The following is a 14,548-nucleotide window of genomic DNA, read 5'->3' as shown; positions in this document are numbered from 1 at the left end:
CATGAAAGCAGTGGTCTTTCCCGGTCAGGGAGCCCAACGGCGCGGCATGGGCCGCGAGTTGTTCGACGCGTACCCCGAACTCGCCGACGAGGCCTCCGAGATCCTCGGCTACTCCCTCCGCACCCTGTGCCTGGACGACCCGCACCGGCAGCTGGGCCGTACCGAGTACACGCAGCCCGCGCTCTTCGTCGTCGGGGCGCTGGCGCACCGGCAGTGGCGCGAGAGCACCGGCGAGGAGCCGGCCTTCCTCGCCGGCCACAGCCTGGGCGAGTACTGCGCCCTGCACGGCGCCGGCGCCTTCGACTTCGCGACCGGGCTGCGCCTCGTGCAGCGGCGCGGCGCTCTGATGGCGCAGGCACGGGGCGGTGGCATGGCGGCCGTGGTGGGGGTCGAGGCGGCGCCGTTGCGCGAACTCCTCGACGAAGGCGGCTTCTGCGACCTGACCGTCGCCAACGACAACGCACCGCGGCAGCAGGTCGTGTCCGGCGACACCGCGACCGTCGACGCGCTGGTGGCATACCTCGACGCGCGCGATGTCCGCTGCGTGCGGCTGAACGTCTCCGGCGCCTTCCACTCGCCGCTGATGCGGCAGGCGCAGCAGGACTTCGCCCGCTTCGCCGCCGGGTTCGCCCTCGGGGACCCGGCGACGCCCGTGGTCGCCAACGCCACGGCGCGCCCGTACCTCCCCGGCCGCACCGCGCGCACGCTCGTCGACCAGATCGTGCAGCCCGTGCGCTGGACCGAGAGCGTGCACCACCTCCTCGACCGGGGCGTCACCGAGTTCGTCGAACTCGGTGGCCGGGTGCTCGGCAGGCTGATCGACCAGATCCGCTCCGCCCCGCGGCCGGCCGCCCGGCCCGCCGCACCGGCCGCCTCGCCCGATACGCCGGCCGCGCCGCCCGGCACACCCGCCGCCGCGCTCGGCAGCGCCGTGTTCCGCCGGCGCATGGGCGTGCGCCACGCCTACGCCGTGGGCGGTATGTACCGGGGCATCGCCTCGGCCGAGATGGTCGTCAGGCTCGGCCGGAACCGCATGCTCGGCTTCCTGGGCACCGGCGGCCTGCCGCTCCCGGAGATCGAGCAGAGGGTCAAGGAGGTCCGGCACGGCCTGGCCGACGGGCAGCCCTACGGCGTCAACGTACTGGCCGACCACGACGACCCCGCGGCCGAGCGCGCGCTGGTGGACCTGCTGATGCGCCACCGCGTCCCCGTCATCGAGGCGTCGGCCTTCCTGCAGATGACCCCCGCGCTCGTCCTCTACCGGGCACGGGGACTGCGCCGCGGTGCCGACGGCCGGACCGTGTGCGACCACCGCATCGTGGCCAAGGTCTCCCGTCCGGAGGTCGCCGAGCAGTTCATGGCACCCGCCCCCGGGCGGGTCCTGGACCGTCTCCGCCGGGAGAACGCCCTCACCGACGAGCAGGTGCAGCTCGCCCGGACGGTACCGATGAGCCACGACATCACGGTCGAGGCGGACTCCGGCGGGCACACGGACGGCGGCGTCGCCACCGTCCTGTTGCCCGCCATGCTCGGCCTCCGGCAGCAGGCCCAGGACCGGCACGGCTACGACGAACCGCTCTGCATGGGCCTCGCCGGCGGCCTCGGCACCCCCGCGGCGGTCGCGGCGGCCTTCATGCTGGGCGCCGACTACGTCCTCACCGGATCCGTCAACCAGTGCACGGTGGAATCCGGCATGAGCACCGAGGTCAAGGACATGCTGCAGGACATCGGCATCGCCGACACCGCCTACGCCCCCGCGGGCGACATGTTCGAATTCGGCGCCAAGGTGCAGGTGCTCCGCAAAGGCGTCTTCTTCCCCGCGCGGGCGAACAGACTGTTCTCCCTGTACTCCCACTACGACGGCCTCGACGAGATACCGGAGAAAACGCGTTCCCTGCTGGAAAGAACCTACTTCGGGAAAAGCTTCGAAGAGGTCTGGGACGAAGTACGCGGCTATCTCCGGTCGCAGGGGCGCGACGCCGACATCGACCGCGCCGACGCCGATGCCAAACACAAGATGGCACTGGTCTTCCGCTGGTACTTCTTCCACACGACGCGCCTCGCCATGAACGGCGACGGCTCCGGAAAAGTGAACTACCAGGTGCAGACCGGGCCGGCGCTGGGTGCCTTCAACCAGTGGGTCGACGGCACCGAACTCGCCTCATGGCGGCACCGCCACGTCGACCGCATCGGCCTCATGCTGCTCGACGGCGCCGCCGAACACATCGCCACCGCATGCCGGCACTGGCGCGACACCCTCGGTGGGCCCCGTGCGACGGACGCCCCACCGCAGTCGAGGAGAACGTGATGACCGTCCCGTCCACCGGCACCGAAGTCCGGCTCGCCGCCCGCCCCGAGGGGTGGCCGACCGCCGCGGACTTCTCCGTCGTGCAGGCGGACCTGCCCGCCGTCCGGACCGGCCAGGTGCTGGTCCGCAACCTGGTGATGAGCGTCGACCCGTACATGCGGGGGCGGATGAACGACACCCGGTCCTACGTTCCGCCGTTCGCCCTCGGCAAGGCGCTCGACGGGGGCGCCGTCGGCGAGGTCGTCGTCTCGAAGTCACCGCGCCTCGCGGTCGGCGACCTGGTTCTGCACGGCCTCGGCTGGCGGGAGTACGCCGTCGTGGGCGCCGCCGGCGCGGTCCGGATCGATCCGGCGCTCGCGCCGCCCGCCGCGTATCTCGGAGTGCTCGGCATGCCGGGGCACGCCGCCTACGCAGGGCTGCTCAAGACCGCCGAATTCCGGCCCGGCGACACCGTGTTCGTCTCCGGGGCCGCGGGCGCGGTCGGCTCCCTCGTCGGTCAGATCGCGCGGCTCCGCGGCGCGAAACGCGTGATCGGATCGGCCGGCAGCGCCGAGAAAGTCGCCTATCTGACCGGGGAGTTGGGCTTCGACGCGGCATTCGACTACAAGGCCGGGCCGGTTCTCGAACAGCTGGCGCGGGCCGCGCCGGCGGGCATCGACGTCTACTTCGACAACGTGGGCGGCGACCACCTGGACGCCGCCCTGGCCCTGGCCAGGCTCGGTGCGCGGTTCGCCCTCTGCGGCAGCATGTCGCAGATCAACGCCGAGGACGGCCCGTCCGGCCCACGGAACCTGATCCAGGCCATCGCCAAGGGCATCACCCTGCGCGGCTTCCTCGTCTCGGGTCACGCCGGCCTCCAGGACGAGTTCACCGCCCGCATGGCCGGCTGGCTGGCGGACGGGAGAATCTCGTACCGGGAGACGGTCGTCAGCGGACTGGAGAACGCGCCCGCCGCGTTCATCGACATGCTGCGCGGCGCCAACATCGGCAAAATGCTCGTGAGAATCGCCGAATGAATGCGCCACGCCCTGCGGAAGAAAACGGCGAACTCCACAGAAATTCCTATCGATTTGTTCCCCGTTCGCTTCCCGGCCGGTATGGTGATTTTCAAGCGCAGGCGCCAGACGGATGGCGCGCCGCACTCCTTGCGCAGAGATTTCCCCAACCGCCGCACATTCCCTGGGCATTCAGCCTGCGGCGCCTCGGCGATTCCTGCCCGACCCACACACCCACCGGGTACGTTCCGCCTCTTTCAGATGAACCAGAAGGAAAACGGAGGACTTCCATGTCCAGCACGTCCACCTCGTCCGGCACCTCCACGCCCACGACGATCCCCGTCCCCGAAGAGGTCGGACGCCTCTACGACCGCCTCACCGCACTGGACACCGAAGCGGTCGGCGGCAGCCTCCACCTCGGCTACTGGGACGTCGACGACAACGACACCCCGCTCGTGGAGGCGGCCGACCGGCTCACCGACGTGATGACCGACCGCCTGCGGATCGACCAGGGCCAGCGGGTCCTCGACGTCGGCTGCGGAGTCGGCCAGCCGGCCATGCGGATCGCCCGCCGCACCGGCGCCCACGTCACGGGCATCGCGATCAGCCAGGACCAGATCGCCCGCGCCACCGCCCTCGCCGAGGGCGCCGGCCTGGGCGACCGCGTGGAGTTCCGGCACGCCGACGCCATGCAACTGCCCTTCCCCGACAACTCCTTCGACGCCGCCATCGCCATTGAGTCGATCTTCCACATGCCCGACCGCGGACGGGTCCTCGCCGAGATCCGCCGGGTCCTGCGCCCCGGCGGTCGCCTGGTCCTCACCGACTTCTTCGAGCGTGGCCCCATCCCGGCGGAGAAGCAGCCCGCCGTGGACCGACTCCTCCGCGACTTCATCATGACGCTGGCCCGGCCCGAGGACTACGTGCCCATGCTGCGCGGTGCGGGCCTCCGCTTCGTCGAGCTGCTGGACATCACCGAGCAGAGCGTGCGCCAGACCTTCGAGCAGATGAGCCAGGGCTCCCAGGAGATGCAGACCGTCTTCGACGACGCGGCGGAGGAGAAGTTCAGCCCCGCCTCCATGATCGACGTCGACGAGTTCGGGTCCGTACTGCTGACCGCCCAGAAGCCCCTCTGACCGACGACGTCCGCATGCGGTGGCGCCGGAGCAGCGCCGGCCCGGCCCCCGGCGAAGGCACCGCCCCGCCTCCGGCGCCACCGCGCACCCCGCACCGACGAGGAGTGACATCCCGTGACCGAAGCCACCGACGGCGCCGCGCCGCCCGCCTTCCCGTTCCCCCGCACCTGCCCCTACCAGCTGCCCGCCGAGTACCGCGGCCTTCGCGAGAGCGGGCCCGTGTCGGAGGTGACCCTGCCGACCGGTAAGCCGGCGTGGATCCTGACCCGCTACGACGACGTCCGCAAGGCGCTGCTCGACCCGCGCCTCAGCTCCGACCGGGCCGATCCGAACTTCCCGATGCTGGTCGAGATCGCCCGGAGCGACAAGGACTCCACACTGTCCCTGGCCGGTATGGACGCGCCCGAACACACCCGGGCGCGGCGCGCCGTCGTCGGCGAGTTCACCTTCCGCCGGATGGAAGCCCTGCGCCCGCGTGTCCAGGAGATCGTCGACGACTGCGTCGACGCGATGCTCGCCGGCCCCAACCCCGCCGACCTGGTGAAGGCGATGTCCTTCCCGGTGCCGTCCCTGGTCATCTGCGAGCTGCTCGGTGTGTCCGCCGCCGACCGCGACTTCTTCGAGGACCGCACCTCCCGCATGCTCAGCATGACCCTCCCGCCGCTGACCCGGCAGCAGGCCTTCTTCGACCTGCAGACCTACTTGGACCAGCTCGTGACGACCAAGGAGGATGTCCCGGGGGACGACCTGCTCAGCCGTCAGATCGCCAAGGGCCGCAAGGACGGCACGTACGACCACGACGCACTCGTCGACCTGGCGTTCCTGCTGCTGACCGCCGGCCACGACACGACCGGAAACATGATCTCGCTGGGCATGCTCGCCCTGATGGAGACGCCCGAACTGCGGGCCCGCATCACCGGCGACCCCGGCAGCACGCCACAGGTCGTCGAGGAACTGCTGCGCTACTTCACCATCACCGACATCATCACCACACGCGTGGCCAAGGAGGACGTCGAGATCGGCGGGCAGACCATCCGCGCCGGCGAAGGCGTCTTCGCGCTGGGCGGCTCGGCCAACCACGATCCCGGCGTCTTCGAGAACCCCGAGAAGCTGGACGTCGACCGCGGCGCACGCCAGCACCTCGCCTTCGGCCACGGACCGCACCAGTGCCTCGGGCAGAGCCTCGCCCGCATGGAACTGGAGATCGTCTACGACACCCTGCTCCGCCGCGTCCCCGGACTCCGGCCGGCCGGCCTCGTCGCAGACCTGCCGCTGAAGAACGACGCGGCCATCTTCGGCCTTCACCAGCTCCCGGTCACCTGGTAGGCGGATGCGAAGCGGACCCGGATCGCGACGTCAACCACCCGTGCCCAGCCGCCGGTTGGCCGTATCCGACCGGTGTGTGTCAGCGTATGGAGGCGCCGTCGCCGCGTCCTGCGCGCCGCGCACGACCCGCGGCGCGCCCGCGCCCCTCCCGGGAACACCAGTAGCAGTGGCCAAGCACCCCCGAACCGCGCGGTATGTGGCCTAGCATCCCGCCATGCGCCATAAGTCTGCTGCAGCAGTCGCCCTGCTCGCCGGTCTGGCCGCCGTGGCGGGCTGTGCCACCGGTGACGTACCGGCCCGGAGTGCCCTGGTCTCCGCACCGCCCTCGTCCTCGCCGTCCGCGGGTGCCACCGGGCCCGCCCTCTGGTCCGCGCAACGGATGCGGGGCGCCAAGCCCTTCCGGCACCCACCGGGGGTCTCGCACACCCCGCCGCCGACCACGTCCAACGCCCGGGTGGGGGCGCTCTTCAGCCACGGCGGCAGCGGCGACCACTTCTGCACCGGGAGCGTCGTGGACAGCCCCGGCAAGTCCGTAGTGATCACCGCGGCGCACTGCATCCACGCGGGCAAGGGCGGCGGCTACCAGACGGACCTGGCGTTCGTTCCCGGCTACCGCGACGGCCAGGCACCCAACGGCACCTGGCCGATCACGAAGATGGTGGTGGACGACCACTGGGCGCAGTCCTCCGACCCCGGCTACGACGTGGGGTTCGTCATCGTGGGCAAGGTCGACGGCAAGCGCATCGCCGATGTACTGGGCGCCAACCGCTTCGGCTACAACGCCGGCTACGACAACAGCGTGCGGATCACCGGCTATCCGGCCGCCGGCCAGGACCCCATCTCCTGCGTCAACAAGACCACGAAGTTCCAGACGGACCAGATGAAGGTCGAATGCACCGGCTACAGCGGCGGGACGAGCGGCAGCCCCTGGCTGACCCACTTCGACCACGCCACCCGTACCGGCGAGGTCATCGGTGTCATCGGCGGCTACGAGACCGGCGGCGACACCGACGACACCTCCTACAGCCCCTACTTCAACGACGCCATCAAGTCCCTGTACGACAAGGCCGTCAGCGAGGAGAGTTAGGGCCTGTCCCGCCGGCGCGCCGGTCATCGGCCGGCGGCGAGGACGGATTCCGCGACGGACGTGCGTGCGTACAGCACGGAGCGGCCGGCCCGGTGGGCGGTGACGAAGCCGGCATCGCGCAGTGCCGTGAGGTTCTGGGAGACCCCGGCCTTGGAGATCCCGGTGCGGTGAGCCAGTTCCGTCGTGGTGGCCGGCGTCTCCAGTTCGGTGAGCAGGAGGGTCCGGGCACGGCCGAGCACGGCGACGATCGCCGCGGTACTGGTGGCGGTGCGGCGTTCCCACAGCGTGCCGGCGCCGCGGGCTCGGTAGGCGAGTTGCGGTGGGTCCGGGGGAGCGACCCGCGTGGACAGACCCGGCCCCTTGAAGGCCGAAGGAACCACGAGCAGCCCTGCGCCCGCCGTCTCCCGGGACAGGGCCCGTGGCCAGCGGGCCAGCCGCAGTACGTCGTCGCTCCAGCTGACCTGCGGATGCAGCTCGTTGAAGAGGTGGCCGGCCCCGTACTGCGAGACCTGCCGGGCCCGGTGGAAGACGTCGGCGTCCAGTACCGTGCGGATCCGCGCCCAGTAAGGAGCCAGTGCCAGCTCCCAGTAGGTCTCGATCTCCTCCGCGACCTCGGCCAGGCGGGCGCGCGGATCGGCATACAGGGACCGCAGCCGGGGTCCGATGCCGCCCCGGTGGTATCCGAGGTGGTCGAGGTCCTTGCGGACGCGGTCGGCGGGAGAGGCCACGACCGCGGCCAGCTCCTCCGCCAGCGTGGGGGCCGGCCCGGTGGGTGCCGGGTTGAGGAAGTCCGGGGCGTAGCCCGAGGGCGGGATCAGTTCGGCGAGCCATGCCCTGTCCAGGCCGGCAGCCGCGACCCGTGGCCGCACCTGCTCCAGCCAACGCCGGTGCACGGGATCCACGGCACCGGACTTCAGCAGTCGGAAGCTGGCCCCGACCTCCCACATCGGCGAGACGGCGAACCGCACCTGCGCCACATCGCTCGCCGAGAACGCAAGCTCCGCCAGGACAGCCATCCCCCCGAGGATTCACCTATACCCGAATCAATGGCGGCCACCGTACCGCGTGGAGATCATTCCGGCATGACCTCAGAGACGATCACCGCCGCCGCATCGGGAACCTGGAAGCTGGGAGACCTGACGGTCAACCGGATCGGCTTCGGGGCGATGCGCCTGCCGCAGACCGGCAAGGCGCTCGTGCCCGAGGCCGTCCCGCGCGACCGCGACCAGGCGATCAGCGTGCTTCGCCGCGCCGTCGAGCTCGGCGTGAACCACATCGACACCGCCGCGTTCTACTTCTCCGCGCTGCGCTCGGCCAACGAACTGATCAACCGGGCCCTGGCCCCCTACCCGGACGACCTCGTCATCACCACCAAGGTCGGGGAGACACGCGACCCGTCGGGAGCGTGGCTGCCCCACGCCAGGCCGGAGCAGTTGCGCGGACTGGTCGAGGAGAACCTGCGCCAGCTCGGCCGTGACCACCTGGACGTGGTGAACCTCCGCATCGCCGGCACCGATTCGATCGCCGAGCGCTTCGGTGCGCTGGCCGAGCTGCGCGAGGCCGGACTCATCCGCCACCTCGGCATCTCCAACGTCCACCCCCATCACCTCGCCGAGGCTCAGGCCATCGCGCCCGTGGTGTGCGTGCAGAACATGTACGGCCTCGGAGTGCGGCCCGAGCAGGACGCGTTCGTCCGCACCTGCGGCGAGCAGGGCGTCGCCTTCGTGCCGTTCTACGCGATCGCCGCCGAGGGACGCCAAGCCGGCGCGAGCGGCAGCGAACCCCCGGAGATCCTGGCCGTCGCCCGGGCACACGGGGCCGGCCCCGCCCAGGTGCGGATCGCCTGGACCCTGCACCGCGGCCCCCACGTACTGGCCATCCCGGGCACCGGTGACCCCGGCCACCTGGCATCGAACGTGGCCGCAGGCGCCCTCCGGCTCTCCGCGGACGAGATCGCCCTGCTCGACTCCCTGCACCGCCGGAACCCCTGAGCGGCTCTCGGAGTCCGCCGAAGGGCGCACTGCCGATCGCCCGGAGTCCTGCGGCCCCGCCACCTCGCGGCATCGCGCCGGACACCTGCCGGCTGCGCCATAACCGGGGACATGGCCGGGGCGCCGGACGCCGAGTCGTAAGAGATCGGTTTAGAAGCACTCCTTACCGTTGGCCACCGACGTCGTACAGCCCTGGCTGACCCTGGCCGACCTCCCCGCCCTGTATGGAGCTGCTCGTGACACCGTCCGATATCCCCGCGCCTGCGCGGTTGCGCACCCCGCGCCCTCGGCTGCCCCTGTCAGTGGGGCAGCCGCCGCCTGCGGCGCCGCGCCGCCGCCGGCAGAAGCGCGGCGTGCTCGCCGCCTCGGTGCTGATCACCACGGGTGCGATGGCCCTGTCCGGGTGCGGCGGGAGCGGCGCGGCGAGCGGCGACGAAGGAGCCAAGGACGCGTCCGGCCCGAGGATCAAGGTCTCGGCGCGGAACGGCGCCACCGACGCCGGACTCACCACCGGCGTCAGGGTCAGCGGCGGCAAGCTGACCGGCGTACGGCTGGTCCGGGTGGACGACGGCGCCCCGATCAAGGGCTCGATAGCCGCCGACGGCTCCTCCTGGGAGCCCTCGGCCCGGCTGGAGCGCGGTACCAAGTACCAGCTGGTCGCCACCGCCAAGGACGACCGCGGCCGGACGGCCACCGAGAACGCCACGTTCACCACGGTCTCCCCGAAGAACAGCTTCACCGCCTCCTACACCCCCGACGGCGGCAAGACCGTCGGCGTGGGGATGCCGGTGTCCTTCGACTTCGACCGGTCGATCACCGACAAGAAGGACGTCCAGTCCCACATCACGGTGACCTCCAGCAGCGGCCAGCAGGTCGTCGGCCACTGGTTCGGCTCCCAGCGCCTGGACTTCCGGCCCCAGGAGTACTGGAAGGCCGGCTCCAAGGTCACGATGAAGATCGACCTGGACGGCGTGAAGGGCGGCGGCGGCATCACCGGCGTGCAGTCCAAGACGGTGACCTTCACCGTCGGCCGGTCCCAGGTCTCCACCGTCGACATGAACACCCAGACCATGACGGTCGTTCGCGACGGCAGGACCATCAAGTCCGTGCCGATCTCCGGTGGCAGCCCGAAGAACCCGACCTACAACGGCCAGATGGTGATCTCGGAGAAGCTCGTGCAGACCCGGATGGACGGCTCGACCGTGGGCTTCGGCAACCCCGGGAAGACCTACGACATCCCTGATGTGCCGCATGCGATGCGGCTGTCGGCCTCGGGCACCTTCGTCCACGGCAACTACTGGGGCAACCCGTCGGACTTCGGCCGCACCGGCACCAGCCACGGTTGCATCGGGCTGCGGGACAGCAAGGGTGGCGGGGGTGAGACCCTCGGCAAGTGGTTCTTCGACCAGTCGCTCGTCGGCGATGTCGTGGTCGTCAGGAACTCGCCCGAGCAGACCGTCAAACCGGACAACGGCCTCAACGGATGGAACCTGTCCTGGTCCGACTGGCAGGCGGGCAGCGCGTTGTGACCGGCTCCCGCCCCGTACGGGAAACCGGCGGGCAGCCCCGCGGCAGGCGACACCGCCCAGGGCCTGTCCGCCCCTGACCCATCGGACAGACCCTAGGTGACCGGTCGGCGGTCGACCGGGGTGAGCGGGGTCCGGATGGTCACGGGGGTGCGGCGCGGACCGGACCACGGAGCCGGAACCGCGTCGATGTCCAGGGCCAGCCGGTAGGCGATCGACTCGTAGTTGACCCGCCAGCCGCGGAAGTGCGGCCACGCCTCCTCGGGGGTGCGTTCCATCGGGTAGCCACGCTCCTGCAACCGCTCGATCCCCATCAGGAAGTCCTGGTAGGTGAGTTGGACAGGGTCGTCGGGATGCGGGTCGAGGTCGTACGGGATACCGCGTATGTCCGCGATGTCGCGCAGACAGACAAAGCCCGCCCGCAGCGCCAGCCGGACCTCCGACTTCGGCTGGGACGGGTTGAGGGCCATGCGCAGTGCCGCGGCGTCCATGACGGCGAGCAGCGCGATCAGCCAGTTGCGGGTGGCCTTGGGCGACCGGAAGTGGATCAGGACCGGGTAGGTGGTGTGGCTCTCGCTCACCGCGGCGCTCCACCGTTCCCAGTTGCGGAACAACTCGGTGAGGTTGTCCAGCAGTTCGACCTGCGCGTACCGCACCAGGATCTCCGGCCCCCAGGGCGGTGAGCCCGCACGGGCCTGGAGCAGGGTGACCTCGGTCTCGCGGCTCTGGTAGGCGCTGTAGAGGGTGGGCAGATACCCGACCTGGAGGCCGATGACGATGGGTCCGGTGGCGGCGGCGCAGAAGTCGATGGCGTTCAGCGTGGCCCGGTTGCCACTGGCGAAGCCCAGTGTGAGCAGCGACGATCCGGACTCGGTCAGCGCCTCCCGTACACCGAGTTGGCTGACGGCGGCCTCCAGCAGGGCGTAGCCGACCAGGAACGATGCCAGCCAGCTGATCAGGGTCACCACGATGGCCAGTGGCGCCACCGGTGCGAGCACCCGGTCCTTGGTCTCCGCGCTCGTCGACCGGTCGGCGATCAGTTGGAACGCGCGGTGGACCAGGCGCTGCACGATGTGGGTGAAGCCGGAAAGCGTCGGGCGGGGGATCACCAGGGTGCGCAGTACGGAGGAGAAGATCCCGAGTACGACGACGGCACCGGCGATGCCCAGCAGTACACGCACCACAGTCACCTTGCGTTCCGACCGAGGGCCCACGTGATCGAGCCGCCGCGGTGGGGCGGACGGCTCGTCAGCGGCCTCGGTGCATCCTCGACGGCCGGGGCAGGTCGGCGTCCCGGCCGAGGAGTTCCCGGCCGACCCGGCCGGCCCACGGGCACGGCAAGATCCACTGACCCACGCCGAGACGGAATGGTAGCGGGGGACGCGGGCGAATCCGCCCAGCGGCTCGGCGAACGTCGAAGCGGCCGGCTCGCCTGCCCGGACATGTCCCGGGCAGGCGAGCCGGCCGGCGGGTTCGCCGGCCCCGTCCTTCACCAGAGCGGACAGCCGCTACCGGAGTGGAACCGGGACGGGGGCGGACGGGTCAGCTGGTGGGCTTGACCGGCCAGCTGGTCAGCGACTCCTGCGGGCCGCAGTCCGTGGCGTCCTTGTCACCGCGGCATATGAAGACCGAACCGGTGGTGGTGAGGCTGTAGTTGGCAATGCTCAGGTCGACCGCCTGAGTGCCGGCGCCGCACAGGGTCGACTGCTTGGTGGCCGGCATGGGCGACATGTCGTAGGTCCACTGGGTCCACACCGAGTAGCAGTCCTTCCCGGTGTTCTTGAAGGTGCCCTTGACGATGAGCTTGGAGGACAGGCCGCCGTTGGACTCCAGCGACCTGGTGCCCGATGCCGTGGCCGTGCCGTACGTGGCCGTCCACGGGACGTCCCCGCCCGCGGACGTGACACCGGCTGCCGTCGCCGAGGACTGGCCGAGGGCCAGGAGCATGGCGGAGGACGCCAGAACGGCGGCTCCCGATGTCAGCATGCGTGTGGATCGCACTGCGTTTCCTTTCCGGAGTGGTGATGAGCGGACCGTGCTCAGCGGCGCATGACCCCTGGTCCGGTCCGTCGGCAGGTACCCGTCCGTGGCGCCGGCGCGGTGCTCGCCGCCGGCCGAACCCGCGGCGAGCAGGCCGGACCCGCGGCGCAGCGTGGAGAGGCCGGCCGGACAGCCCGACATGCCGTCGGTGCCTGGCCCTGGTGGCAGGGAAGGGGAGCAGTTGCGGCTGGTGACCGCCGCACCGGGCGTCTCCTGCTCACCGGGAAGGTGTCGTCAACCTCGTACCGGAGGTGGCGTGGCCGTACCGCTCGCAAGCAGCCGTGGGGGAGTCGGGAGTCGAACGGCCCCTGGCGACACCGAATGCGACGTGCTCTTCGGACTGAAGTGAAGGGTGGTCAGTTCCCTCGTGGTGAAGGTGAGTTACCTCTTCCGGTGAAGTGCTGGTCGCACCGATCACCCGGGCGGCGACAGCGGCCGCCCGTGCCCTTCGCTGATCTGTCCATCGTGGAATTCCCCCTGCCGCGACGCCGCGCGCCGCCCCGTCGAACGAGTGAGATCGTTTCTAGCACGGGAAGCGGCTGCTAAAGAAAGGCGTTACTTGGGTGTGGGGATGTGCGCCAACTGGCCGGGACGGCATCTGAGTTGGGTACCCTTGATGAGGAGGTCGGAGTGCCGGGGGGACGGGCGGCGGAGCTGTCCGGGATCCGGCCGTGCCGTGGGGGGCCTCAGGCGGGGGCCGTCACCGGCCCCCGGTCCGTTCAGCGCACGAAGGCGACTTCCGGGTAGTGGTGTGACGGGCCGTCGAGCAGGTGACTGTGGTGGTGGCGCAGTTCCTTGTCGAAGAAGGCCGCGAGGTAGGTGCGTTGGATTTCGATGGCGCGGGTCGGGGCGATGGTGCCCAGAATCTGGACCAGTTGGGGAGGGGTGAGTCCGAAGGCGGCCGGTGCCTGGGGGAGTAGGGCCTCACTGTCGGTGAAGGAGTTGTGCTCGGCGCCGCGCAGCTTCAGGTCGATCCGCTCTCCGTGCAGGTGCTTCCAGAGCCTCGCCCAGCTGGAGTCGTCGTTGCGGTTGTGGTGTTGGGAGCTGAACAGCAGGAAGGGGCGGTCGAGTGGCTTGCTGATCTCCGACCCGAAGAACTGGCCGTCCAGGTCCGCCCCCGCGCGGATCCTGGAGTCGGCGTGCATGGCCGCGGGCACGGTCCCGCCGCCGAGGGATGCGCCGAACATCCCGATACGGTGCATGTCCACGGCCTTGGACAGCCCGTGGGGCAGGGCCTTGTGGTCGACGTCGGGGTTGTGGCCCCGGGCGAGCGCGGCAAGTTGGTTGATCACGAAGTGGGTGTCCGCCGCCCGGACGGCGATCGTGTGGGACGCGTGGGTCCCCGCCGGCATGGTGTTCAGCTCAAGCCGCCCGCCGGGGAACTCCACCTCGCCGGCGTCGTGGGTGTGGTCGATGGTGACGACCAAGTAGCCGCGGCTGGCCAGGTCCTGGGCCAGTGCGGTGCCCATCGCGCGGTCCCCGTGCAGTCCGGTTGAGTACAGCAGCACCGGCAGCTTGCCGGCCTTGTGGTCGACCGGGGCGCCGGTGTGGCCGGCGGTGGTGGGCAGGGTCACCGCGCCCGGCGGCATCTGACGGGCCGCCAGGAAGTGGGCGGCCGCTGCGGGTTGCATCCAAGGGGTGGCGGGATAGCGGCTGGTGTGCGTGGCCGGGTACCACAGCGTGACCATCAGCTCCCGAGGCTGGTTTCCGGGTATCCACGGATCCGCGCGCCTGGTGTCGCGCAGGTGGAGGTCGACCGTACCGACGCGATGGGAACCGGTGGGGGCGGGGAGGGTCAACTGGCCCGGGGCCTGCGGGGTGTCCTCGGGCTTGGTCACTGTCGTGGGCGTACCGGCGGTCTTCGCCGCGGCGGTGGCGGGCACGACCCCGGCACCCAGGACGACGGCCAGTGCTCCTGTGGTACCGGCGACCCGGGCGCGCAGCCGGCTCTGGCGCTTTCGTGCGTGCTTCATGGGCAGCCTCGTCTCCGTGGGGGCGTTCGCGAGATGACCGGCGAGCGGTGGCGCTCATCGTAGTGGGTAGTTTGCCATGGCCAAGCCAACCCCCCTGATTGTGCGGAGAGTTCTCGCTCGGGGACGGTTGGTGATCGAGGGTGCCACCCCACGTTCCGGTGTGGCG

11 protein-coding genes are annotated in these 14,548 nt (G+C 70.7%); 7 read left to right on the top strand and 4 right to left on the bottom strand.

What is annotated here, in order from left to right; translation table 11 throughout:
* The first annotated feature begins 1 nt into the window (after position 1).
* The 5 genes from fabD to GR130_RS23200 all read left to right on the top strand — a co-directional run bounded on the left by fabD (position 2) and on the right by GR130_RS23200 (position 6,852).
* A complete protein-coding gene (fabD, locus tag GR130_RS23220; RefSeq protein WP_159506480.1) occupies positions 2-2,308 on the top strand; it encodes an ACP S-malonyltransferase in 2,307 nt (768 codons plus the stop codon).
* Positions 2,308-3,324 carry an NADP-dependent oxidoreductase gene (locus GR130_RS23215; RefSeq protein ID WP_159506479.1) on the top strand — a complete coding sequence of 339 codons (1,017 nt, stop codon included), beginning with the start codon at positions 2,308-2,310 and terminating at the stop codon, positions 3,322-3,324. Before fabD ends, GR130_RS23215 begins: the two co-directional genes overlap by 1 nt.
* Before the next feature lie 269 nt (positions 3,325-3,593).
* Positions 3,594-4,439 (top strand): SAM-dependent methyltransferase, encoded by an 846-nt coding sequence (locus GR130_RS23210; RefSeq protein ID WP_159506478.1) that lies wholly within the window; start codon positions 3,594-3,596, stop codon positions 4,437-4,439.
* A gap of 114 nt (positions 4,440-4,553) precedes the next feature.
* Positions 4,554-5,765 carry a cytochrome P450 gene (locus GR130_RS23205; protein WP_159506477.1) on the top strand — a complete coding sequence of 404 codons (1,212 nt, stop codon included), beginning with the start codon at positions 4,554-4,556 and terminating at the stop codon, positions 5,763-5,765.
* A 214-nt stretch (positions 5,766-5,979) separates the two neighbouring features.
* Positions 5,980-6,852 carry a trypsin-like serine peptidase gene (locus tag GR130_RS23200; RefSeq protein ID WP_236573403.1) on the top strand — a complete coding sequence of 291 codons (873 nt, stop codon included), beginning with the start codon at positions 5,980-5,982 and terminating at the stop codon, positions 6,850-6,852.
* Positions 6,853-6,875: 23 nt separating this feature from the next.
* On the opposite strand, the gene GR130_RS23195 is transcribed toward GR130_RS23200, so the two are convergent.
* Positions 6,876-7,868, bottom strand: coding sequence for an ArsR/SmtB family transcription factor (locus GR130_RS23195; protein ID WP_159506476.1), 993 nt, complete (start codon positions 7,866-7,868; stop codon positions 6,876-6,878).
* A gap of 66 nt (positions 7,869-7,934) precedes the next feature.
* On the opposite strand from GR130_RS23195, the gene GR130_RS23190 reads away from it, so the two are divergent.
* Together GR130_RS23190 and GR130_RS23185 are read left to right on the top strand one after the other, a co-directional pair.
* A complete protein-coding gene (locus GR130_RS23190; RefSeq protein ID WP_159506475.1) occupies positions 7,935-8,843 on the top strand; it encodes an oxidoreductase in 909 nt (302 codons plus the stop codon).
* 224 nt (positions 8,844-9,067) lie between these two features.
* Entirely contained in the window at positions 9,068-10,372 is a 1,305-nt protein-coding gene (locus GR130_RS23185) for a L,D-transpeptidase (protein ID WP_159506474.1), read from the top strand.
* Positions 10,373-10,464: 92 nt separating this feature from the next.
* On the opposite strand, the gene GR130_RS23180 is transcribed toward GR130_RS23185, so the two are convergent.
* The 3 genes from GR130_RS23180 to GR130_RS23170 all read right to left on the bottom strand — a co-directional run bounded on the left by GR130_RS23180 (position 10,465) and on the right by GR130_RS23170 (position 14,382).
* Positions 10,465-11,550: a hypothetical protein gene (locus GR130_RS23180; protein WP_159506473.1), complete on the bottom strand. Its 1,086-nt coding sequence runs from the start codon at positions 11,548-11,550 to the stop codon at positions 10,465-10,467.
* A 361-nt stretch (positions 11,551-11,911) separates the two neighbouring features.
* Entirely contained in the window at positions 11,912-12,370 is a 459-nt protein-coding gene (locus tag GR130_RS23175) for a hypothetical protein (protein ID WP_159506472.1), read from the bottom strand.
* Between the two features lie 758 nt (positions 12,371-13,128).
* Positions 13,129-14,382, bottom strand: a complete 1,254-nt coding sequence (locus GR130_RS23170) for an alpha/beta hydrolase family protein (RefSeq protein WP_159506471.1) — start codon at positions 14,380-14,382, stop codon at positions 13,129-13,131.
* Between the last annotated feature and the right edge of the window lie 166 nt (positions 14,383-14,548).

The organism is Streptomyces sp. GS7 (assembly GCF_009834125.1).
Taxonomy (GTDB): Bacteria; Actinomycetota; Actinomycetes; order Streptomycetales; family Streptomycetaceae; genus Streptomyces.
This window is presented reverse-complemented; position numbering and strand designations above follow the sequence as displayed.

Coding starts and splice junctions, on each gene's coding strand:
- fabD (WP_159506480.1), top strand. CDS start 2: ATGAAAGCAGTGGTCTTTCCCGGTCAGGGAGCCCAACGGCGCGGCATG.
- GR130_RS23215 (WP_159506479.1), top strand. CDS start 2,308: ATGACCGTCCCGTCCACCGGCACCGAAGTCCGGCTCGCCGCCCGCCCC.
- GR130_RS23210 (WP_159506478.1), top strand. CDS start 3,594: ATGTCCAGCACGTCCACCTCGTCCGGCACCTCCACGCCCACGACGATC.
- GR130_RS23200 (WP_236573403.1), top strand. CDS start 5,980: ATGCGCCATAAGTCTGCTGCAGCAGTCGCCCTGCTCGCCGGTCTGGCC.
- GR130_RS23195 (WP_159506476.1), bottom strand. CDS start 7,868: ATGGCTGTCCTGGCGGAGCTTGCGTTCTCGGCGAGCGATGTGGCGCAG.
- GR130_RS23190 (WP_159506475.1), top strand. CDS start 7,935: ATGACCTCAGAGACGATCACCGCCGCCGCATCGGGAACCTGGAAGCTG.
- GR130_RS23185 (WP_159506474.1), top strand. CDS start 9,068: ATGGAGCTGCTCGTGACACCGTCCGATATCCCCGCGCCTGCGCGGTTG.
- GR130_RS23170 (WP_159506471.1), bottom strand. CDS start 14,382: ATGAAGCACGCACGAAAGCGCCAGAGCCGGCTGCGCGCCCGGGTCGCC.